At 73.4% G+C, this 22,176-nt stretch carries 15 protein-coding genes and 1 pseudogene; 7 read left to right on the top strand and 9 right to left on the bottom strand.

Features of this window, described 5'->3' with window-relative positions; all coding sequences use genetic code 11:
* Nucleotides 1–62 precede the first annotated feature (62 nt).
* From DFQ13_RS27685 to DFQ13_RS27720, 8 genes are all read right to left on the bottom strand, one after another.
* A complete protein-coding gene (locus DFQ13_RS27685) occupies nt 63–2,339 on the bottom strand; it encodes an ATP-binding protein (RefSeq protein ID WP_110081906.1) in 2,277 nt (758 codons plus the stop codon).
* A gap of 68 nt (nt 2,340–2,407) precedes the next feature.
* Nucleotides 2,408–2,965 (bottom strand): AAA family ATPase, encoded by a 558-nt coding sequence (locus DFQ13_RS27690; protein ID WP_219994678.1) that lies wholly within the window; start codon nt 2,963–2,965, stop codon nt 2,408–2,410.
* 69 nt (nt 2,966–3,034) lie between these two features.
* On the bottom strand, nt 3,035–3,994 hold the full coding sequence (locus DFQ13_RS27695; RefSeq protein ID WP_110081907.1) for a magnesium transporter CorA family protein: 960 nt from the start codon (nt 3,992–3,994) through the stop codon (nt 3,035–3,037).
* A 73-nt stretch (nt 3,995–4,067) separates the two neighbouring features.
* Nucleotides 4,068–4,913 carry an aldo/keto reductase gene (locus tag DFQ13_RS27700; protein ID WP_110081908.1) on the bottom strand — a complete coding sequence of 282 codons (846 nt, stop codon included), beginning with the start codon at nt 4,911–4,913 and terminating at the stop codon, nt 4,068–4,070.
* Nucleotides 4,914–5,785: 872 nt separating this feature from the next.
* Nucleotides 5,786–6,268: a tetratricopeptide repeat protein gene (locus tag DFQ13_RS27705; protein ID WP_035278412.1), complete on the bottom strand. Its 483-nt coding sequence runs from the start codon at nt 6,266–6,268 to the stop codon at nt 5,786–5,788.
* A 45-nt stretch (nt 6,269–6,313) separates the two neighbouring features.
* The gene (locus DFQ13_RS27710; protein WP_035278410.1) at nt 6,314–6,679 is read right to left on the bottom strand and encodes a hypothetical protein; all 366 of its coding nucleotides are present in this window, start codon (nt 6,677–6,679) and stop codon (nt 6,314–6,316) included.
* On the bottom strand, nt 6,676–9,405 hold the full coding sequence (locus tag DFQ13_RS27715; RefSeq protein WP_110081909.1) for an FtsK/SpoIIIE domain-containing protein: 2,730 nt from the start codon (nt 9,403–9,405) through the stop codon (nt 6,676–6,678). The genes DFQ13_RS27710 and DFQ13_RS27715 overlap by 4 nt, the downstream gene beginning before the upstream one ends.
* Nucleotides 9,406–9,502: 97 nt before the next feature.
* Nucleotides 9,503–9,763 (bottom strand): hypothetical protein, encoded by a 261-nt coding sequence (locus DFQ13_RS27720; RefSeq protein WP_110081910.1) that lies wholly within the window; start codon nt 9,761–9,763, stop codon nt 9,503–9,505.
* 630 nt (nt 9,764–10,393) lie between these two features.
* Here DFQ13_RS27720 and DFQ13_RS27725 point away from each other — a divergent pair.
* From DFQ13_RS27725 to DFQ13_RS27745, 5 genes are read left to right on the top strand one after another with little or no spacing between them, the layout of a single operon-like run.
* Nucleotides 10,394–11,572, top strand: coding sequence for an acyl-CoA dehydrogenase family protein (locus tag DFQ13_RS27725; RefSeq protein WP_110081911.1), 1,179 nt, complete (start codon nt 10,394–10,396; stop codon nt 11,570–11,572).
* 23 nt (nt 11,573–11,595) lie between these two features.
* Nucleotides 11,596–12,657, top strand: a complete 1,062-nt coding sequence (locus tag DFQ13_RS27730) for a s-methyl-5-thioribose-1-phosphate isomerase (RefSeq protein WP_233438603.1) — start codon at nt 11,596–11,598, stop codon at nt 12,655–12,657.
* Nucleotides 12,650–13,369 (top strand): acireductone synthase, encoded by a 720-nt coding sequence (gene mtnC, locus DFQ13_RS27735; RefSeq protein WP_110081913.1) that lies wholly within the window; start codon nt 12,650–12,652, stop codon nt 13,367–13,369. The genes DFQ13_RS27730 and mtnC overlap by 8 nt, the downstream gene beginning before the upstream one ends.
* Nucleotides 13,366–13,983, top strand: coding sequence for a methylthioribulose 1-phosphate dehydratase (gene mtnB / locus DFQ13_RS27740; RefSeq protein ID WP_110081914.1), 618 nt, complete (start codon nt 13,366–13,368; stop codon nt 13,981–13,983). The genes mtnC and mtnB overlap by 4 nt, the downstream gene beginning before the upstream one ends.
* A complete protein-coding gene (locus DFQ13_RS27745; RefSeq protein WP_110081915.1) occupies nt 13,980–14,543 on the top strand; it encodes a 1,2-dihydroxy-3-keto-5-methylthiopentene dioxygenase in 564 nt (187 codons plus the stop codon). The genes mtnB and DFQ13_RS27745 overlap by 4 nt, the downstream gene beginning before the upstream one ends.
* 48 nt (nt 14,544–14,591) lie before the next feature.
* Here the strand turns inward: DFQ13_RS27745 and DFQ13_RS27750 are convergent, their stop codons facing one another.
* Nucleotides 14,592–15,101, bottom strand: a complete 510-nt coding sequence (locus tag DFQ13_RS27750) for a lytic polysaccharide monooxygenase auxiliary activity family 9 protein (RefSeq protein WP_110081916.1) — start codon at nt 15,099–15,101, stop codon at nt 14,592–14,594.
* A gap of 282 nt (nt 15,102–15,383) precedes the next feature.
* Between DFQ13_RS27750 and DFQ13_RS27755 the strand changes: the two genes are divergently transcribed.
* Both DFQ13_RS27755 and DFQ13_RS36085 read left to right on the top strand, forming a co-directional pair.
* Nucleotides 15,384–17,435, top strand: coding sequence for a DNA gyrase/topoisomerase IV subunit B (locus DFQ13_RS27755; RefSeq protein WP_110081917.1), 2,052 nt, complete (start codon nt 15,384–15,386; stop codon nt 17,433–17,435).
* Nucleotides 17,436–17,608: 173 nt separating this feature from the next.
* Nucleotides 17,609–21,844: pseudogene (locus DFQ13_RS36085) on the top strand (DNA gyrase subunit A); the annotation flags it as partial.
* Nucleotides 21,845–22,176 lie beyond the last annotated feature (332 nt).

Here is a 22,176-nt window from a genome sequence, read left to right on the forward strand (position 1 = left end):
CCGGCCGTGCCGGGGACCGGGTGTTCCGGTGGTCCCGGCGTGTCCGAGCGGCTGGTCGGCGGCTACCGGGGTGGTGGGGCGTCGGGCCCGCGGGTTCCGGGGTGGCCCGAGCGGACGAACCAGGCCGCGATCTGGGCGCGGGTGTTGAAGTCCAGTTTGGTCAGGATGTGCTCGACGTGGGTGTCGGCGGTGCGGATCGCGATGACCAGGCGTTCGGCGATCTGGCGGTTGGTCAGGCCCTCGGCGACCAGGGCGGCGATCTCGGTCTCCCGGGGGGTCAGCACCGCCAGGGGTGGGGTGGCGCGTTCGTGCTCGTCCAGGGCGTGGGCCACCGCTTCCCGGGTGGACAGCGCCGCGCCCGCGGTGAACTCGGCCACCGCGGCCTCGGGGCCGATGGCGGCGATGACCAGGTTCGTGTCGCGTTCGATCGGGCCGGTGAAGGACGGGTACCGGGTGGGGGAGGCGCCCACCGAGCGCCAGACCGTGCTCGCCGCGCCCATCAGGCGGGCGGCGCGGCGCGGGTCGGACAGGTGGGTGGCGCAGCCCGCGAGCACGGTCAGCGAGAACGCCGTCAGCACCCGGTCGGTGAGGTGGGCCTGCAGGCGCAGGAGTTCGCGGATCAGGTCGGCGGCGGTGGTGAGGTCGCCGCGGACGTATTCGCCCGCGCCCCGGGACCAGAGGGCCCAGGAGCGCCAGAAGACCTCTTGGTGGGCGGCGCAGGCCGCCTCGCTCTCGCGCAGGACCCGGCGGCCCTCGTCCAGGTGGCCGTCGAGCATCAGGGCCAGGCCGTGGTTGAGGGTGGCCCAGACCCGGCCGCCCTCGTCGCCCAGGGTGGTGAAGGACTTGGCGGCGGCGTCGAACAGGTCGGTGGCGGTGGGGAAGTCCGCGTCGATCAGCGCCTGGTAGCCGTGGACGTGGTCGACGTAGGCCAGGGTGGTCTCGTCGGTGGAGCGGGCGGCGTCGGCGAGGGCGCGCTCGTAGGCGGGGATGTCGTTCTGCACCAGGGCGAGGAAGGCGTACATCCAGGACGCGCTGCCGCGCACCGGGGCGTCCGGCGGGGCCACCGCCGACAGCTTGTCCAGCCAGATCCGGCCCTCGGTGTTGAGGCCGTGGGCGACCCACAGCTCCTTCACCGCGTGCACCATCCCCAACCCCACCACCGCCTCGGCCGGGTCGGTGCGGCAGAAATCCAGGGCGGCGCGCAGGTTCGGCTGCTCCAGCCGGAACCGCTCGACCCACTCCGGCTGCCTCGGCCCGAACCAGTCCTCGGCGAACCGGGCGGTCAGCCCCAGGCACCAGTCGCGGTGCGCGCGGCGCAGGCGGTCGTGCTCGCCCGCGGCCCGGGCGCGCTCCTCGCCGTGGTGGCGCAGCATCTCCAGCATCCGGTAGCGGACCGTGCCCGCGTGCTCCCCGCGCAGCAGCACCGACTTGTCGACCAGGCTGTCGACCACGTCCAGCACGTCGGTGGCGGCCAGGCCCGGCCCGGCGCACACCAGTTCGGCGGCGTCGAGGTCGAAGGTGCCCGCGAACACCGACGCCCGCGCCCACAGCAGCCGCTCCCGGTCGGTGCACAGCTCGTGGCTCCAGCCGATCAGCGCGGCGATCGTGCCGTGCCGGTCCGGCAGCCGCCCTCGGTTGTCGCTGAGCAGCGTCATCCGCCCGTCGAGCCGGTCGGCGAGCTGGCGCACCGACAGCGACCGCAGCCGCACCGCCGCCAGCTCGATCGCCAGCGGCAGCCCCTCCAGCGCCCGGCACAGCCGCACCACGTCGTCCCGGTTGCCCCCGTCGACGGTGAACGACGGCACCACCGCCGTCGCCCGGTCGGTGAACAGCGCCACCGCGTCCCCGTCGACCGGCAGCGGCCCCACCGGCAGCACCCGTTCCCCGACCACGCCCAGCGACTGCCTGCTGGTGGCCAGCACGGCCAGCTCCGGGCAGGAGCGCAGCAGGGCGTGCACCACCTCCGCGCACGCCTGCACCAGGTGCTCGCAGTTGTCCAGCACCAGCAGCAACCTGCTCCCGGCCAACTGCTCCACCAGCAGCTCGATCGGCGGCTTCGCCGAGCGGCTGCCCAGCCCCAGGTGGTCGGCGACGGTGTTGACCAGCAGTTCCGGCTCGCGCAGCTCGGCCAGGCCGACGAACACCGCGCCGTCGGGGAAGGCGGCGCGCGCCCGGTCGGCCACCCGCAGCGCCAGCCGGGTCTTGCCGACGCCCCCCGGCCCGGTCAGCGTGACCAGGGGGGAGCGGGTCAGCAGCCGCGCCGCCGCGTCGATCTCCGCGCCCCGGCCGACGTAGGTGGTGGGTTCGGGCGGGAGCGGGCACCGCGCCGGGTCTGACATCGTCTCCACCGCCTTCCCACCGCCAGGTTAACCGCACCCGGGCGCCCACGGCGCCCGCCCGGCCCGTCCTAGGTGGACATGGTGTGCTCGGCGAGCGCCAGCGCCACGGTCTGGTCCGGGTCCAGCTCCGAGGTGTCGATCCAGCGGCCCTGCTCGGCGAGCTCGGTCCGCATCACCGCGTCCAGGAAGCCCCAGTCGTGGGCGAGCTGCTTGTCCCGCGCGGCGATCCGCGCGGCCGCGACCCGCGGGCCGGGGGCCAGCACGACCAGGCGCACCGGCAGCCCGGCCAGGTGCTCCCGGTAGAACCCCAGGTGCACCGACCGCACCACGACGTCGTCGACCACCGGCACCACCCCGGCGGCGTGGAAGCTGCGGGCGAGCAGGCACGCGTTGCGGGCGCGCAGGAACAACTGCCGGTCGGCCTCGTCCTCCGGTTCCGGCCCCGGCCACCGCCCGCCCGAGACCACCATGTCCTGCAACGCGTCGACCTCGATGTGCGCGGCCAACGGGAACCGCCCGGCCAGCTCCCGGGCCACCGTGGTCTTGCCGCTGCCCGGTATCCCCACCACCAGGTACACCGCGGGCGCTTCCGCCCGGTCGACCTCCACCAGCTTGAACTCAGCCACGGACACCCCTTCCCCCGTTCGGCCCCGGTCTACCAGAAACCCCGCCGCGGGTCAGCCGGATACGCGGCCTCAGAGCCAGTCCCGGCGCTTGAACATGAGGTAGAGGCCACCGGAGAGCACCACGATGGCGGTGGTCGACACCCAGAACCCCCACGGTTGCTCGGCCCCCGGGTACGGCACGTTCTGCCCGTAGAACCCGGTGATGGCGGTCGGGATGGCGATGACCGCCGCCCACCCGGTGACCTTCTTCATGATCAGGTTCAGCCGGTTGCTCTGGATGTTGAGCTGCGTCTCCCGCACGGTCGTCAACTGGTCGCGCAGCGAGTCGGTCATCTCCGCCGCGTGCGAGACGTGGTCGCGGATGTCGGCGAAGTAGGGCCGCAGGTCGTCGTCCACCAGCGTCCGGTCCCGGGACAGGGCCACCATCACCTCGCGCATCGGCTGCACCACCCGCCGCAGCCCGCTGAGGCTGCGCCGCAGCCGCACGGTGTCGCGCTGCAGCTCGCGGTCGCCCACCCGCTCCTCGAAGACCGCGTCCTCCAGTTGCTCCAGGTCCTCCTCCAGCGCCAGCGCGGACTCCAGGTGCCCGTCCACCACGGCGTCGAGAACCCCGTGCAGCAGCACCCCGACCCGGTCCTCGGCCAGGTCGGCGGTGTCCCAGCGGCGCAGCACGTCGTCCATGTCGAACCCGTCGTGCACGGTGACCAGCGCCCGCCCGGTGACGAACAACCCCAGCTCGGCCGTGGCCAGCTCACCGTCCTCGCCGACGCGCGTGCTGTAGACGGTGAGGAACAGGTGGCTCTTGTAGTGGTCGACCTTGGGCCGCTGCCTGCTCTCCCGCACGTCCTCCAGGGCGAGCTGGTGCAGCCCGAGCACGTCCCCGAGCTGCGCCAAGTCCCCGTCGTCCGGGTCGTGCAGGTCGACCCAGGCCACCGGACCCGGCTCCACCAGGAGGTCGGCCAGGTCGCACAGCGCGAAGTCCTCCTCGACGGGCTTGCCGTCGCGGTAGAGCCGGGTGCGGGTGGTCATGATCCGAGGCTGGCACACCCCACCGCACCCGGCACGACAGCCCCGGGCACCGCAGCGCGGAGGAGGGCGCGGTCTACCCCAGGTCGGCCAGCTCCGCCCCGGTGAGGGTCAGCTCGGCGGCGGCAGCGGAGTCGCGGATGCTCTCCGGCCGAGACGAACCGGGGATCGGCACCACGACCGGCGCCTTCGCCAGCATCCAGGCCAGCGCCACCTGCTGCGGGCTCACCCCGCGCGCCCGCGCCACCGCCGCGAACGGCTCCGCCCCGCCGCCGAGGTCACCCGCCTTGCCGATGCCGCCCAACGGGCTCCAGGGCAGGAAGGCCACCCCCAGCTCCGCGCACAGCTCCAGCTCCGGCTCGCTGCTGCGGAACACGGGCGAGTACTGGTTCTGCACCGCCGAGAGCCGCCCGCCGAGCACCTCGTGCGCCTCCCGGATCTGGTCCGGGTCGAAGTTGGACACCGCCGCCATCCGGATCTTCCCGGCGTCGAGCAGGTCGGCCAGCGCACCCACCGATTCGGCGGTCGGCACCTTCGGGTCCGGCCGGTGGAAGTGGTACAGGTCGATCGCCTCCACCCCGAGCCTGCGCAGCGAGGCCTCGCAGGCGGACTTGAGGTGCTCCGGCCGCCCGTCCAGCTCCCAGCCACCCCCCGGGACCCGGGTGTGCCCACCCTTCGTGGAAACCAGCACCTCCTCCCGGGTGCCGCGCAGGACCTCGGCGATCAACTCCTCGTTGTGCCCGAAGTCGCTGTCGTCCAGGGAGTAGGCGTCAGCGGTGTCGATGAGGGTGACCCCGGCCTCCACAGCGGCCCGGATGGTGGCCACGGCCCGGTCCCGATCAGGCCTCCCGGAAACCGACAGGGGCATGCCCCCCAGGCCGATGGCGCTGACGGTGGCGGTTCCGATGCTGCGTGTCTGCATACCCCGATCGTCGCACCCACCGCCCGATCCGACCGGCCAAGCCCACACCGGGCGGTTGTCACCTGAACCGGGTTATCCCCGACCCCGACCCGGCCACGGGCTGGCCGCGAACCGTTTCGCCTGGTAGCAGTGGGGTGTCCGACTTCGGCGGCGGCACTGGTCCGGCCGATGCCCCCGGCCGGACGGCGGCACCGCCCCGGGAACACCCCGAGCGCTCCCGGGGCGGGACCGTCAAACCCCACCGGCCCGGACCACAAGAGACCGGACCGGACCACCCCCGAACCCCACCGGCGCAGCAACAACCAGGCAGCCACCCCGAAAGCCGCCGGCCCGGCGAGCGGATGCCCGGCTGGGTGGAGGTGCTTGGCCCGCCACCCGATCACCCCGCCAACCGCCGGCCCCGGCCACCAGCCACCCGAAACCCCACCGGCGCAGCAGCCCAACCGACCACCCCGAAAACCGCTGGCCCGGCTACGCCCCTGCGCGGTGGGCGGAGGTCCTGAACGCAGACCAGCCACCCCCAAAACCGCCGGCCCGGCGAGCGAACTGCCCGGGTGGGTGGAGGTCCTGAACGCAGGCCGACCACCCCGAGAACCGCCGGCCCGGCTACGGCCCTGCCCGGGTGGGTGGATGTGTTTGGCCGGGGGTGGCGATCATGTGACAGCCTGCCTGGGCGGTGGGGCATCTTTTCAGCCCCACCCGGTCACACTGGAGCACATGATCGCCATAGGGGCCCCGGCCAAACACATCCACCCAGCCGGGCACCACCCACCAAACGACCGGGCCTGAGCCGAAGCGCGCGGCGAAGCACATCCACCCACCCGGGCACCACCCACAAACGATCGGGCGCCCCACCAAACCCCGGGCTTGAACTACACCAGCGCCCGCGCGTAGTTCGCCAGCGAACGCTGGTAGCGCGGCAGCAGCGGAGCCAACGCCCCCAACGCCACCGCCACCGCCTCCCGCTCCCGCCCCACATCGGCCAGGCACAACGCCAGGAACCCCCGCACCGCACCGTCCAGGTGATCCGACGGCGCCGACAGCTCGGGTTCCAGCAGGGCCACCCCCGCCGCCGGGTCACCCGTGTTGCGCAGTGAGCTCGCGAGCTGGATCAGCGCCCGCCGACGGCGCTCCCCGACCAGCCCCGCCGCCAGCGCGTCCCGGTAGAGCGGCACCGCCAGGTCGGAGTGCCCGGTGGAGTCCAGCGCCGCGGCCCGTTCGAACGGCGAGCGCGGGTCGTCGGCGGGCAGTTCCTCGGTCAGGTCCGTGATGAGGGCCCGGAACTCGGCCTCGCCTCGGGTGTCCAGCTCCGCCCACGTGCCCGCGAGCCGGGCTTCCCAGTCCACATCAGTCACGCGCCCACCCTCTCAGACCGTTCCTGAGGGCGCTGCCCGCCGGGGTCAGAGCTTGCGCGGCCAGACCGCCCGGCGCAGCGCGGCGAACAGCGCCTCGGTCTTCGGTTCCACCTCGGCGAGGTAGTCGCCCAGCAGTTCGGGGTGGCCCGCCGGGTCCGGTTTGGGGCGCGGGCCGGGGTGCGCCCAGCTCACCCTGAGCAGCTTCGCGGTCACGTCCGACCACCATGCGGTGACCTCCCGGACGACCTCCGCCTCGTGCTTGGTGGTGGCCTCCACCGCGCGCCCGGCCTCGAACAGCTCCCCGCCGAGCTTCGCCGCGCGGACGGATTCCTGCTGGCGGAACTCCTGCTCGGCCTGGTGGGCCAGGCCGAGCAGGGCCTTGTAGCGGTTCGCCGGGTCGGGGGCCGTCATGGCAGCTCCAGGGCGCTGGTGGTGTCGAACGGGATCAGCACGTCGGGGCGGCTGTGCGTGGTGCGGTCGAAGAACACCGCCCGGTGCGGTCGCGGCGACCAGTCGACGACCTGCCCGGCGGCGAGGGTGTTGAGCTCCGCGCCCTGCACGTCGAGCGCCACCCAGCCGCCGATGTCGTCCATGCCCGCGAAGCCGAGGGTTTCCTTGAACCGGCCCATGCCGCGCCACCAGCCGAAGGTGTGCACGTGCCGGGCGGGTCCGTTCTTGAGCAGTTCGCGCAGCTTGTCGAACCCGCTCTTGGCCAGCGGTGTCTCCTTGGCCTCCAGCAGGTGCGCGGTGGCGTCGACGGCGTAGAAGAACACGTACTGCCGCACCGGGGCGGTCACGTCGGCGAGCTTGGTGATCTCCTCGGTGATCTTGGCGACGTCGTCGCCGGTGCGCACCGACACCTCGTGCCCCTTCGCGCGCAACCGGTCCGCCGCGGCGGTCACCCTGGGCTCCAGCGACTGCACCGGGCACCACAGGTGGAACTCGCACTCGCCCGCGGAGTGCAGTTCGCCCAGCGACAGCGCGGCGCTCTCCAGCACCGACAGGGCGTCGGCGGTGGCGGTGCCGATCACCGCGAGGTTGCGGCCGGGCACCGGTTCCAGCCGGAACACCGCCGCCTTGTCGTCCACCTCGATGATCTGGCCCAGCACCGGTCCGCGCGGGCCGGTGAAGTCGGCCGCGTGCACCAGTTCCGGCTGGTGCGCGCCGTCGAACAGGCGCGGTTTCGGCGAGGTCATCCGCGCCCACAGGGTGCGCTGCAACTCGTCGAAGGTGCCCCGGCTCGACGCGTCGGGGACGTGGGCGACCTCGTTGCCGTGCGCCACCCCCGACTCGTGGTTGACCACCGCGTGCCAGCGCGGCAGCGCCAGCGCGGCGTTGTTCTCCTGCGCCAGCACCCGCTTGGCCTTGGGCATGGCGATGCGCAGCGTGCACTGGTCGTAGACCGCGGGCTTGCCCCAGAACGCCTCGATCCCGGCGATGTCCTGGCTGGCCAGCACCAGGTGGATGCCCTGCGAGCGACCGCGGCGGGCCACGTCCTCCAGCAGCGCCGCGGCCTGCTGGGTGATCTGGTCGCGCCCGCCGAACAGCGCCTGGAACTCGTCGATGACCGCGACGATCCGCGGCCAGTGCCCGTCCGGGTCGGCTTCGCGCAGCTCGGCGAGCTTGGTGACCTCCTGGCGCTTGGCCGCCGCCGCCCGCCTGGCCAGTTCCCCGGTCAGGAACCGCAGCAGCGCCAACCCGAACTCGCGGTCGGTGTTGACGTTCACCCCGACCAGCCGCGCCTGCGGCAGCCAGGACGGGTCCTTGCGGCCCGGGGTCAGGCCCGCGAAGGACACGCCCTCCTTGAAGTCCAGCAGGTACAGCTCCAGCTCCGACGGCGGGTAGCGCGCGGCCAGCCCGCCGAGCACGGCGTAGAGCAGGTTCGTCTTGCCCGAGCCGCTGGGGCCCGCGACCAGGGCGTGCGGGGTGGCGTCGCCGAGCACCACCTCGACCGGTTCGCCCTCGTGGAAGCCGATCGGGGTGCGCAGCTCCTCCACCGAGCTGCCGGTGCCCAGGGTGTCCGGGAACAGGTCGGCGAACTCGCGCGGGCGACCCCGGCGCACCAGCACGTCCGCGGCGATGGTGGTGGCGGCGTGGTTGACCTGCGCGGGCGGCGGCGCCGGGTCGGCGCGGACCACCACGCCGGGGCCGGTCATGCTGCACGTGGCCCGCTCGGCGTCGGTGAAGGTGACCGTCTCCACCGGGGAGTTCGCCGTGATCGGCATGTCCACCAGCACCAGGTGCACCCCGGCCTCCGGGCCGGTGCGGGCGATGCGGTTGAGCTCGCGGTACTGCTCGTCGGGCAGCGGGTCGCCGTTGCCGAACAGCACCGCCACCCGCCACGGCTCCACCCGCCTGCCCGCCGCGGCGCTGGCCGCCCGCGGCGTCTGGTGCACCCGCAGCGACTGCGCGTGCACCCGGCGGATGTGCCCGGCGAGCTGCGCCAGCAGGTCGTCGAGCCGGGTGGGGTCGTGCACCACCATCACACCCGCGGCGGTCAGCGGGTGCAGCGACGGCAGCGGCCCGGTCAGGTGCCCCACGTCCCACAGGTGCAGCCGCACCAGGCCCGGGGCGAAGGCGCTGACCAGCCGCATCACCAGGGTCTCGACCAGCGCGTCGGCGGCGGGCCTGCTGCCGGTGGTGGTGTTGACCCGCAGGTGCCCGACGTCGAGCAGCGGCACCGCCAGCGGGAAGGCGTCCTCCGGCGCGGAGTGCTCCACCAGGGCCGACCCGATGCGCCACAGCCGCGGCGCGTGCGCGCCCGGGTCGGTGCCCGCCGGACCCAGCCAGGTCTGCCACGGCTCGCCCGCGGCCCCCGGGGCCTCGTCGAGCACCAGCCGGTGCACCTGGGCCAGGCCCTCGCGGTGCCACTGCTCGTAACCGGCGTCGCGGCGGGCGGTGATGCCGTCCCACACCGCGCGCAGCGCGTCGTCCTCGGCCATCCGCCGGGCCAGGTCCGCGTCGGTGGCCGCGGCGGCCAGCCCGAGCAGGCGGATCTCCTTCTCGAACTCCAGTTGCCGGTGCCGGGTCTCCGCGCGCACCCGCGCGCCCTCGGCGGCGCCCAGCGCGTGCCCGAGCACGGTCCGCAACGCCGTCAGCGCCTCGTCGACCCGCCGCCTGCGCTCACCCCTGGCCATGTCCCACAGCCTCGTCCGGTAGTCGTCGATTGTCTCCCGCGCCCACGCCACGGGTTCGGCCGCCGCCGGGACCGCGCGCGGGGTCCCGGCCGGGTGCTCACAGCCGCTCCGCGTACTCCTCCGCCGAGGCGATGCTCGACTGGATGGTCGTCTGCACGCCCCGCAGGGCCTGCAACGCCTCCGCGAGCAACGCCTGAGACTGCGACGCCTCCGCCCGGGTGCTGCCCCGGGTCGCGTTCAGCAGCGCGCTCTGGGCCTCGTCGAGCTGCATCGAGGCCTGGGTGATCGCGGCGATGCCGGACTGCGCCTTCTCGGTGGCCTGCGCGATCGCGGCCCGGATCTCCTCAACACCCGCCATGTCGGCACAATTTAGTGGCGATGATCAGTCCCGGCCGAACCGGGTACTCCGTTCGGGCGCCGGGCGAACCGGTTCGCCCTCGAAGTTCGGCCGTCCGGGCGACCTCGTCGCCTCGGGGGTTGACCGGTGCTGTGTCACCGAGGGCGCTTCGTTGGGGTGCTCGGGTGGTGGATGTGCTCGGCTTTCGAGCCCGGTTGTTTGTGGGTGGTGCCCGGCTGGGTGGATGTGTTTGGCCGGGGCCCCTATGGCGATCATGTGCTCCAGTGCGTCAGGTGGGGCTGAAAAGATGCCCCACCGCCCAGGCAGGCTGTCACATGATCGCCACCCCCGGCCAAACACATCCACCCACCCGGGCAGGGCCGTAGCCGGGGCGGCGGTTTGTTGGGTGGTCGGCTGGCCGAGCACATCCACCCACCCGGGCAGTTCGCTCGCCAGGCCGCCGGTTCTCGGGGTGGCCGGTTGGGCCGCTGCGCCGGTGGGGTTCGGGGTGGCTGGAGGCGGGCCTGTGGCTGGTTGTTGCTGCGCCCGGTGGGGTTCGGGGTGGTGGTGTCCGTCCCACATGCCGGCGACGGGTTCCGGGGGGCGGCGGACGTTGCGATACTGCGGCGCCGGGACCGGGAGGGGTGGGGCATGGGCAGGCAGCGGTGGGTGGGGGTCGCGCGCGGTGTCGCCGACCGGTTGGCCGGGGACGCGGTGGAGCGGGAGGGCAAGGGGGCCGAGCCGCTGCCGGAGATCGCCCTGCTGCGCGAGAGCGGGCTGCTGGCGCTGACCGCCCCCGCCGGGCTGGGCGGGCACGGGCAGGACTGGGCCACCGCGCACGCGGTCCTGGCCGAGGTCGCCGCCGCCGACGCCTCCGTGGGGCACCTGCTCGGCTACCACTACCTGCACCTGTGGCGGCTGTGGCTCTTCGACGTCCCCGAGCGGGCCGCCGAGCTGGTGCGGGCGACGGTCGAGCACGGGTGGTTCTGGGCGGGGGTGGCCAACCCGCGCGACGACGCCCTGGTGCTCACCGACGCCCCCGGCGGCGGGTTCACCGTCGACGGGCGGAAGTTCTTCGCCACCGGGGCCAGCGTCGCCGACCGGCTGGTGGTCAGCGGGGTGCACCCGCCCACCGGGGGCAAGCTCACCTTCGTCGTGGACGCGGGCGCCCCCGGCATCCGCTACCTGGGCGACTGGGACAACCTCGGGCAGCGGATGTCGGCCAGCGGCGGGGTCGACTTCCGCGGGGTCGCCGTGCCCGCCCGCGACGTCCTCGGCGCCCAGCCCGCCCACGACGCCCCCACCGCCCCGCGCGACTCGCTGCCCGCGCTGGGCTTCCAGCTCGTGTTGAGCCGGGTGTTGGCCGCCGTGGGTCGTGGCGCGCTGGGGACCGCGGCCGACTACACCCGCACCCAGTCGCGCGCCTGGCCCGCCGCCGGGGTTGAGCGGGCGGTCGAGGACCCGCACGTGCTCGCCGCCTACGGGGGCCTGAGCGCCCGGCTCGACGCCGCCGACCTGCTGGTGGACGCGGCCACCGCCGCCTTCGCCGAGGCCGACCTGGCCGGGGCCGCGCTCACCGCCGGGGCGCGCGGTGAGCTGGCCCTGCGCGTGTCCGCCGCCAAGGTGGTCACCGCCGACCTCGCCGTGGAGGTCGCGAACCGGGTCTTCGAGCTGACCGGTGCCCGCGCCACCTCCGCCAGGGTCGGGCTGGACCGCTTCTGGCGCAACGCCCGCACCCTCACCCTGCACGACCCCACCGTCTACAAGGCGACCGAGCTCGGCAGGCACCTGCTCACCGGTGAGCTGCCGGTGCCCGACGGCTACAGCTGATGGCACACCCGACGGCAGAGCCGGTGACAGGGCAGGCAGCGCACCCGGTGGCGGAGCCGACGGCACCGTGGACCGTGCCCACGCTCGCCGACAGCGTCCGGCTGACCGACGACGCGGTGCTGATCCTGGACCGGCGCCGCTTCCCGTTCGAGCGGAACTGGGTGCGCTGCGCGAGCGTGGAGGAGGTCGCGGCGGCCATCGCCGACATGGTCACCCAGTCCTCGGGCCCGTACTTCGCCGCCCTGCACGGCATGGTCCTCGCCGCCCGCGCCGCCGCGACCCGCCCGCCCGCCGAGGCCAGGGCGGAGCTGGAGCGGGCCGGGGCGCTGCTGGTCGCCAGCCGGTCCACCAACAACCACCTGCGCAAGGCCGTGGACGCCGTGCTGGCACCGTGCGGCCCGGTGTCCGGGGCGGAACTGGTGGCGGCGGCGGAACTGGGCGCCCGGCGGGGCGCGGAGGTCTACCACGCCCGCAGCCGCGCCCTGGGGGAGCACAGCGCCCGGCTGCTGCCCCCGGGCGCGCGGGTGCTGACGCACTGCTGGGCCGACTCCTACCTGATCGAGACGGTCAACGCCGTGCGCGCGCTGGGCAACGAGGTGTCCTTCGTCTGCACCGAGACCCGCCCGTACCTGCAGGGCGCCCGGCTCACCGCGGAGACCCTGGCCGAGATGGGCGTGGACACCACGCTGATCACCGACGGCATGGGCGCGGCCGTGCTGGCCGCCGGGGAGGTCGACGCGCTGCTCACCGCCGCCGACCGGGTCACCATGGACGGGCACGTGGTCAACAAGGTCGGCACGCTGGGCCTCGCCGTCGCCGCGCACGCCTTCGGCGTGCCGTTCCTGGCGCAGGTGCAGGCCCCCGACCCGGCCGCGCCGACGGCCGCCGACGTGCCGATCGAGCACCGCTGCGGCGATGAGGTCCTGCACACGCTCGGCGTGCGCACCGCCAGCACCCGGGTGCGCGGGCACTACCCTGCCTTCGACGTGACGCCGCCGCGGTTCGTGCACACCGTCGTGACCGACCGCGGCCCGTTCGCGCCGGACGCACTCGACGGATACCACCGAAAGGCAGTCAGTGACTGAGGTCCTGCGGGCGCAGTGGGTCGTCCTCGACATCGAGGGCACCCTGATGCCGACCAGCGCCGTCCACGTCGGGCTCTACGACTTCGCCCGCCCCCGGCTGGGGCCGTGGATCGACGCGCACCCCGACTCCGAGTTGGTCCGCTCCGCGGTGGCCAGGACCAGGGCGGAGGCCGGTCTGCCCGACGACGCCGGGACCGCCGAGGTCGTCGCCGTGCTGCACCGGTGGATGGCCGAGGACCGCAAGGCCGCCCCGCTCAAGGACCTCCAGGGCGAGATCTGGCAGCAGGGGTACGCCTCCGGGGAACTGGTCTCGTCCTACTTCCCCGACGTGGTCGGGGCCCTGCGCGCCTGGCACGCGGCCGGGCTGGCGCTGGCGGTGTTCTCCTCCGGGGCGGTGAAGGGCCAGGTCGCGTCCTTCTCCAACACCACCGACGGCGACCTGACCGGCCTGTTCCGCTCCCACTTCGACACCGTCAACGCCGGCCCGAAGCGGGAGGCGCCGTCGTACGCGGCCATCACCGCGGGCCTGGGGGACCCCGACCCCGGGGCGGTCGTGTTCCTGTCCGACGTGCCCGCCGAACTCGACGCGGCGGCCGAGGCCGGGTGGCAGACCGTGGGGCTGGCGCGCGCGGGGGAGCCGTACGCCGACGCCGACTTCGGCGCGCACCTCGTGGTCGGCACGTTCGACGACCTGCGGATCGAGGCCGCGTGAACCTCGTCGAGGCGGGCCGGGCGCTGGCGGCGGAGTCCGCGCGCTTCGCCGCCCTGGGCTGGATGCGCGGCACCTCGGGCAACCTGTCGGTCACGCTGGGGCGCGACCCGCTGCGCCTCGCCGTCACCGCCAGCGGTTTGGACAAGGGGACCCTGACCGAGACCGACGTGGTGGAGGTCGACTTCCACGGCGACCCCGTCTCCGGGACGCTGCCCCCGTCGGCGGAGGCGGCGCTGCACGCCAGGATCGCCAGGGTGGCGCGGGCGGGGGCGGTGGTGCACCTGCACCAACTGGCCCCGGTGATCGCCGCCGAGCGCAACCCCGGCGGGATCGTGCTGCGCGACCTGGAGATGCTCAAGGGCTTCGGCCGGGCGGCCCACGACGACGAGGTGCGCGTCCCGGTCGTGCCCAACAGCCAGGACATGCGCGTGCTCGGCGACGCGTTCGAGGCGGGCTTCGACCCGGCCACCCCGGCCCTTGTCGTCGCCCGGCACGGGGTGTACGTGTGGGGGGCGGACCTGGAGCAGGCCCGCCACCGCGCCGAGTGCCTGGAGTGGCTGCTGCGGTTCGTGAACTCGGTACAGGGGATCGACACGGCCGGGGGTTTCGCGTGACGCTGTTGACGGTGTGGCCCGAGGACGACCCGGGGACCGTGCTGACCCGGACCGAGGACGTCGGGGAGATCACCGGCGTGCTGTCCGCGCTGGGGGTCCGCTTCACCCGCTGGCCGCTGGTCGACCTGCCCGCCGACCCGACGTCGGATGAGGTCCTGGCGGCCTACCGCGACCGGGTCGAGGAGGTGTCCACCCGCGAGGGCTACGGCTTCGTGGACGCGGTCGCCATGACCCCGGCCGCCCCAGCGGAGGACGCCGCGAAGGCCAGGGCGAAGTTCCTCGCCGAGCACACCCACGACGACGACGAGGACCGCTTCTTCGCCCGCGGCTCCGGCATCTTCTACCTGCACGTCGCCGGTCGCGTCCACGCGGTGCTCTGCGAGGCGGGCGACCTGCTCAGCGTGCCCGCCCGGACCACCCACTGGTTCGACATGGGCACCACCCCGGACTACGTGTCCATCCGCTTCTTCCACGACGACGACGGCTGGGTGGCCTCCTTCCTGGAGGACTCGATCGCCGCCCGCTTCCCGACCTTCGACGAGATCACCGCGGGCCGCTGAACGCGGACCGCCTCCCCGCGGGACGACGGGGAGGCGGCCCGCGGTGGATCAGCCGATCTGCAGGTCGACGCAGGCGTAGAAGGCGTTCGGCGTGTCGGCGATGTTCCACACCGCCAGCACCTTCTGCCGCCCGGTGAACCCGGCCGTGTCGACCTGGTGGGTCACCGTGGAGCCGGGCTGCGCGCCGCCGTCGTTGAACTCGGCGATCTTCGTGGAGCCGATGAAGTACTGCCAGGTGCTGGTGGCGTGCCGGGCGGTCAGCCGCCAGGTGAAGGCCACCTGCCTGCCGACCCACGTCGTCGGCCAGGTCTTCGTCTCGTCGCTGAGCTGGGCGAACCTGGCGTTGCCGCCGTGGCAGCTCCGCAGGCCCTTGGGGCCCTCGACGCTCTGCGGTTCCCAGATGATCTCGCCGCACCCGGCGACCCGGCCCGCGGCGCAGTTGGCCTGGCGGCTCGGTGGGAAGTCGACGTAGCCGTGGGCCAGCGCCGGGGTCGCCGGGACGGCGAGCCACAGCAGCGGGACGGCGGCGAGGGCGGCGAGCTTGCGCGGGAATCTCATGGGCTGCTCCTCCACAGGGTGTCCACCCCCGCGGGTCGGGGGGTGAGACGGGGTGTCCACCCCCGCGGGTCGGGGGGTGAAACGGGCTGGACCAGGGGTGCCGGAGAGAATTTGGTCTAGACCATAAGTCGGTTTCGGACAATCCGTCAAGGTATCCCGGCGGAACCCGACCGAGCCCCGGGTGGCGGTTCCCTCATCGTGTCGGGGCGGGCCGATACCCTCCGGTACCTTGGGACACCTGTTCGACTGACCTGGGCCAGACCTGCATTGGAGTGCTGCGCGGTGACTGCCGAGACCCTCTACGGGGCGGACGACCTCACCCACCTCGAAGGGCTCGAGGCGGTCCGCAAGCGCCCCGGCATGTACATCGGGTCCACCGACAGCCGCGGCATCAACCACCTGTTCGCCGAGATCGTCGACAACTCCACCGACGAGGGCGTCGCCGGGGAGGCCACCAGGGTGGTCGTCACCCTGCACGCCGACGGCAGCGTCCAGGTCGACGACGACGGCCGCGGCATCCCCACCGGCACGCACGCCAAGTCGGGCCTCTCGGGAGTGGAACTCGTCCTCACCCGGCTGCACGCGGGCGGCAAGTTCGGCGGCTCCGGCTACAAGACCTCCGGCGGCCTGCACGGCGTCGGCGCCTCCGCGGTCAACGCCCTGTCGCACCGCTTCGACGTGGTGGTCAAGCGCGAGGGCAAGGTCCACCAGATGTCCTTCGCGCACGGCGTCCCCGGCGTCTTCGACGGTCCCGGCCCGACGGCGAAGTTCACCCGCAGGTCGGGGCTGGAGATCACCGGGAAGATGAAGCGCGGTGAGCGCACCGGCACGTCCATCCGCTACTGGTACGACGCGCGGTACTTCGAGAACGGCGCCAAGCTCGACGTCGACGGCGTCCGGCAGAAGATGCGCAACACCGCGTTCCTCGTCCCCGGCGTCGCCTACGTGCTGCGCACCGCCGTCGACGACGCGATCTCCGAGGAGTCGTTCCACTTCCCGCACGGCCTCACCGACATGGTCGAATTCCTCACCCCCGCGGGCGACCGCGCGGTCTCGGGCACCCTGCTCGCCGTGGGCGAGGGCACCTACACCGAGAACGCCGCCGACGAGAACGGCGTCATGCGCTCCAAAGTGGAGCGCCGGGCCGAGGTCGAGGTCGCCTTCCGCTGGGGCACCGGCTACGAGCGCACCGTCGAGTGCTTCACCAACACCATCCGCAACGTCCACGGCGGCACCCACCGCAAGGGCTTCGAGCGGGCGGCGCTCAAGTCCGTGCAGGAGGCCATCGCCCGCACCCGGGGCCTGCTCAAGCCCAAAGAGGACCCGCCCACCCTCGACGACGTGCTGGAGGGCATGACCGCGGTCGTCCACGTCCGCGTCCCGGAACCGCAGTTCACCTCCCAGACCAAGGACGAGCTGTCCACCGCGGGCATCACCAAGGTCATCGGCGCCGTGGTCGAGCGCGAGCTCAAGGCCTGGGTCGACGACCGCAGGACCAAGGCAGAGGCCAAGGTCGTGCTGCAGAAGGTCGTCGACGCCAGCCGGGTCCGGCTCACGCAGAAGCAGCAGAAGGACGCCGCCCGCCGCAAGACCGCGCTGGAGGGCGCGGCCATGCCCGCCAAGCTCGTCGACTGCCGCACCACCGGCCTGGCCCGCAGCGAACTGTTCCTGGTGGAGGGTGACAGCGCCCTGGGCTCGGCCAGGATGGCCAGGGTCTCGGAGTACCAGGCGCTGCTCCCGCTGCGCGGCAAGATCCTCAACGTGCAGAAGGCCAGCCTCGCCGACACCCTGCGCAACGCCGAGATCGCCTCCATCGTGCAGGTCCTCGGGGCGGGCACCGGGCGCACGTTCGACCTGTCGACCATGCGCTACGGGCGGGTCATCCTGATGGCCGACGCCGACGTCGACGGCTCGCACATCCGCACCCTGCTGATCACCCTGTTCGCCAAGTACATGCGGCCGGTCATCGAGGACGGGCGGCTCTACGCCGCCATGCCGCCCCTGCACAAGATCACCACCAAGGGGCGCAACCCGGAGACCCGGTTCACCTTCACCCAGCGCGAGATGGAGACCACCCTCGCCGCGCTGGAGAAGGCGGGCAAGCAGGTCGTGACCCCGGTGCCCCGGTTCAAGGGGCTCGGCGAGATGGACGCCGACGAGCTGTGGGACACCACGATGAACCCGGCCACCCGCTCGGTCCGGCGGATCACCCTCGACGACGCCGAGGCCGCCGAGACCGCGCTGGAACTGCTGATGGGCGAGAAGGTCGAACCGCGGCGGGCGTGGCTGGTGGAGTCCTCCGACCGGGTCGACCAGTCCGCCATCGACGTGTGAGCCGTCTGAGCCCCGAACCCGCTGAACACCGCGAGAGCCTGAGAACCACCGCGAGAGAGAGCTGCTGAGTCATGGCACGCCGCAAGGGCCCCACCACCAAGGTCGACCCCACCGCCTTCGACCAGGCGGGCGCCCAGGTGTTCGACAACCCGGTGAAGACCGAGATCGAGGACTCCTACCTGGAGTACGCCTACTCGGTCATCCACTCCCGCGCCCTCCCCGACGCGCGCGACGGCCTCAAGCCGGTGCACCGCCGCATCCTGTACTCGATGAACGAGCAGGGCTACCGGCCCACCCACGCCTACGTGAAGTCCTCCCGCGTGGTCGGCGACTGCTTCGTGCGCGGCGCCCTGGTCTCCACCCCGGCCGGGCTGCGCCCGATCGAGGCCCTGGAGGTCGGCGACCTGGTGCTCGACGGCGCGGGCGCACCGGTCCCGGTGGTCGAGGTCTACGAGAACCCGGTGTCCGACCTGGTCCGCCTCACCTGGGCCGACGGCCACACCCTGGTGGTCACCCCCGGCCAGCGCTTCATGACCCCCGACGGCTGGGTGGAGGCCCGGTCCCTGGCAGGCGCCACGACCGTCCCCGCCGCCCCCCGCCCCCCGGTCCGCGCGGAGGACACCGGCACCGAGTACGTCCTCGGCCTGCTCACCGCCCTCGGCGCGGTCGACGCCGACGGCCGGGTGCTGCTGCGCACCCCCGAGGTCGACGCCGTCGACCGGGCCCACGGCTGGGCCATCGGCGCGGGCGTCGCGGTCAGCCGCGACAAGCGCGAGGCCGCCGCCCCCGACGGCCGCGACCTGCACGTGCTGGCCTTCACCCCGGTCGAGCCGGTCGCCCGCCCGATGACCGAGGCCCTGGCGGGCCGCGTCCCCGAGGACGTCCTGTCCGACCGCGCCACCTGGCCCCGCTTCCTCGCCGGCCTCACCGACGGCGGCCTCGACCCCACCGGCATCGCCTGCGCGGCCACCGACCCCGAACTGCACCGCCAGCTACGCGCCATGACCGCCCCCACCGACCCCCGGCCGGTCGTCTCGGTCACCCCGGTCACCCCCGCCACCACCCACGACATCCAGGTCGGCTCCCCGGACCACGCCTTCGTCGTCGAAGGCCACGTCGTGCACAACTGCATGGGCAAGTACCACCCCCACGGCGACACCGCCATCTACGACGCGATGGTCCGCCTCGCCCAGGACTTCTCCCTCAACGCCCCCCTGATCGACGGCCACGGCAACTTCGGCTCCCCGGACGACGGCCCGGCGGCCAGCCGCTACTGCGTCGTCGGTGACACCCGCATCCGCCTGGCCGACGGCACCAGCCCGCGCATCGCCGACCTGGCCGACCTCGACCCGGACACCGAGGTCGAGGCGGACTTCGAAGTCCTGGACAAGGACGGCAAGGCGGTCCGCGTCAACCGGGTCTTCAACTCCGGCGTGCACCCCACGCTCCGCCTGGAGACCGACAGCGGGTTCTCGCTGCGCGGCAGTGAGAACCACCTCGTTCTCTGCCTCGAAGCGCCGATGGGCGTCCCCCTGTTCCAGTGGCGCAGGCTCGACGAGCTCACCCCGGGCATGACGGTCTGCGTGGCCCGCAACGCCTGGCAGCAGGTCACGCCCACCGCCGAGGAGCGGGCGCTCGGCGTCCGGGCGGCAGCCCGGGTCTCCGCGGACCCGGCGTCGGACGAGGGCATCCCCGAGTCCGTGTGGTCCGGGGGCTGGGGGATCAAGCGGGCCTTCCTGATGTCGCTGTTCGAGCACGGCGGTGCGGTGCAGGCAGCCGAGGGTGGTGTCACCGTCCACTGCGGCACCCCCGGGGTGCGGCTGGGCCGGGAGGTCCAGGAACTCCTGGCCGAGTTCGGTGTCCTCGCCCGGCTCCGCGACCACGTGCGGTCGGACGGTTCGGGCGAGCACCGCCTCACCGTGTCGGGGCTCCGCGACGTGCGGGTGTTCGCCGAGCGGGTCGGGTTCCCCGGCGCCGGGCAGTCCGGGCTCGACGACCTGATCCGGCGCTCCCCGGCCGGGCCGGACGAGGAGCGGGTGCCGTTCGTCGGCGACTTCGTCCGCGGCGCCGTCGAGGAGGACGGGCGTGGCGGCGGGGAGTCGACCCGGCACGACTTCGACCGCGTGGAGCGCTGGGAGACCGAGCGGCTGCGGATCATCGAGCGGATCGAGGACCCGGAGGTCCTCGCCACGGTCCTGCCCGTCATGGACTCCGGGTACCGGTTCGAGACCGTGGCCTCGGTGGAGGCCGGGGCGCCGGAGGAGGTGTACTCGGTCCGCGTCGTGACCGAGGACCACTCCTTCCTCGCGGGCGGGTTCGTCAACCACAACACCGAGGCCAGGATGTCGGCCGAGGCGATGCTGCTCGTCGGGGAGCTGGGGGAGGACACGGTCGACTTCCGGCCCAACTACGACGGGTCGCTGCTCGAACCGACCGTGTTGCCCGCCGCGTTCCCGAACCTGCTGGTCAACGGGACCTCCGGCATCGCCGTGGGCATGGCCACCAACATGATCCCGCACAACCTGGGGGAGGTGGTGGCCGCCGCGCGGTGGCTGATCAACCACCCGACGGCGACGCTGGACAAGTTGATGGAGTTCGTCCCCGGCCCGGACCTGCCGACCGGGGGGATGCTGCTGGGCCTCGACGAGGTGCGCAAGGCCTACGAGACCGGGCGCGGGATCGTGCGGATGCGGGCCAAGGTGCAGATCGGCCCGCTGGAGGGCAGCCGGGGGCGGCAGGCGATCACGGTGACCGAGCTGCCCTACCAGGTGGGCTCGGAGAAGATCATCGAGAAGATCACCGACGAGGTCACCAAGTCCAAGCGGCTCACCGGGATCGCCGACGTCAAGGACCTGACCGACCGGGAGAACGGGACCCGGTTGGTGATCGAGTGCAAGGTGGGGGTGAACCCGCAGGCGCTGCTGGCCGACCTGTACCGGCTGACGCCCATGGAGCAGTCCTTCGGCATCAACAACCTGGTGCTCGTCGAGGGGCAGCCGCGCACCCTCGGGCTCAAGGCGCTGCTGGAGGTGTTCCTCGGGCACCGCTACGAGGTGGTCACCCGGCGCACCCGGTACCGCAAGCGCAAGCGCGAGGAGCGGCTGCACCTGGTCGAGGGCCTGCTGCGGGCCCTGGTCGACATCGACAAGGTCATCGCGCTCATCCGCTCCAGCGCGGACGCCGCCGCCGCGAAGTCCGGGCTGATGTCGCGCTTCGGCCTCTCGGAGGTCCAGTCGACGTACATCCTGGACACGCCGCTGCGCCGGTTGACCAAGTTCGACAAGCTCGAACTCGAGACCGAACAGGACCGCCTCACCGCCGAGATCGCCGAACTGGCCAAGATCCTCGACGACGACGCCGTGCTGCGCCGGGTCGTGTCGGCCGAGCTGGGCCGGGTGGCCAAGGACCTCACCGCCGAGCGGCGGACCGCCCTGATCGACGGCGACCTCAAGGAGGTCCTGGCCGCGTCCAAGCCCGCGGGCCCCCTGGAGGTCGCCGACGACCCGTGCCAGGTGATCCTCTCGGCCACCGGCCTGGTGGCCCGCACGGCGGCGGAATCCGAGGAGTCCTCCGAGGCCCGCAGGCGCAACGGCCGCGCCCGCCACGACGCGGTCAGCGCCGTGGTCCACTCCACCGCGCGCGGCCAGGTGTTGCTGGTGACCAACCACGGACGCGCGTTCAAGACCGATGTGCTCCCACTGCCGGTGCTGCCGGAGCAGGTGGGCACCGTGTCGCTCAGCGGCGGCATGGCGGCGGGCGAACTGGTCCCGCTGGTCAAGGGTGAGAAGGTCGTCGGCATCGCCCCGCTGGGCGAGCAGGCGGCCGGATCACCCGGCCTGGCCCTGGGCACCCGCCAGGGCGTGGTCAAGGTCTGCGCCCCGGAATGGCCCGTCCGCTCCGACGAGTTCGAGGTCATCTCCCTCAAACCGGGCGACGAGATCGTCGGCGCCACCTGGCTCGGCGACGGCACCGAGTCCCTGGTCTTCGTCTCCTCGGAGGCATCACTGCTGCGCTACGCGGCAGGCCTGGTCCGCCCCCAGGGCCTCAAGGGCGGCGGCATGGCGGGCATCAACCTCCCCGCGAACGCCCACGCCCTGTTCTTCGGCGCGGTGGCCACAGCCGATCCCACGCACGGCGACCCGGTGGTGGTCACCTCCACGGGCCAGTCGGTCAAGGTCACCCCCTTCGCCGAGTACCCGGCGAAGGGCCGGGCCACCGGGGGTGTCCGCGCCCACCGGTTCCTCAAGGGCGAAACCGGCCTAGTCCTGGCCTGGGTCGGCTCCCGCCCCGCCGCCGCCGGCAAGAACGGCTCCGCAGTGGAACTCCCCGCCATCGAACCCCGCCGCGACGGCTCCGGAGCGGCACACCCGGGACCGGACGTGGTCGGCCACCTGATCGAGAGGGACTGACCACCCACCACCACGGCGAGCAGCCGGGCTGTTCCGGAGGAAGTCGACCCCCCGAGAACCACCAGCCCAGCCCGGCCGCCAGCCACCCCACAAACCGCCGGCCAGCGGCCAGCCACACCGACCCCCACCGCGCACAGCCACCGACCACCTCCAAACCGGCGGCCCGGCGGCCAGCCACCCCACAGACCACCAGCCTGGCGGCCAGTCGCGCTGAATCCCATCGCGCGCAGCCGCCGATCACCCCGCCAGCCGCCGATCACCCCGCCAGCCGCCGGCCCGCCAGCCGCCGGCCTGGCGGCCAGCCACCCCACAAACCACCAGCCTGGCGGCCA

The organism is Actinokineospora spheciospongiae (assembly GCF_003182415.1).
Lineage (GTDB): Bacteria > Actinomycetota > Actinomycetes > Mycobacteriales > Pseudonocardiaceae > Actinokineospora > Actinokineospora spheciospongiae.

Coding starts and splice junctions, on each gene's coding strand:
- DFQ13_RS27750 (WP_110081916.1), bottom strand. CDS start 15,101: ATGAGATTCCCGCGCAAGCTCGCCGCCCTCGCCGCCGTCCCGCTGCTG.
- DFQ13_RS27710 (WP_035278410.1), bottom strand. CDS start 6,679: ATGACGGCCCCCGACCCGGCGAACCGCTACAAGGCCCTGCTCGGCCTG.
- DFQ13_RS27695 (WP_110081907.1), bottom strand. CDS start 3,994: ATGACCACCCGCACCCGGCTCTACCGCGACGGCAAGCCCGTCGAGGAG.
- DFQ13_RS27720 (WP_110081910.1), bottom strand. CDS start 9,763: ATGGCGGGTGTTGAGGAGATCCGGGCCGCGATCGCGCAGGCCACCGAG.
- DFQ13_RS27725 (WP_110081911.1), top strand. CDS start 10,394: ATGGGCAGGCAGCGGTGGGTGGGGGTCGCGCGCGGTGTCGCCGACCGG.
- DFQ13_RS27685 (WP_110081906.1), bottom strand. CDS start 2,339: ATGTCAGACCCGGCGCGGTGCCCGCTCCCGCCCGAACCCACCACCTAC.
- DFQ13_RS27715 (WP_110081909.1), bottom strand. CDS start 9,405: ATGGCCAGGGGTGAGCGCAGGCGGCGGGTCGACGAGGCGCTGACGGCG.
- DFQ13_RS27700 (WP_110081908.1), bottom strand. CDS start 4,913: ATGCAGACACGCAGCATCGGAACCGCCACCGTCAGCGCCATCGGCCTG.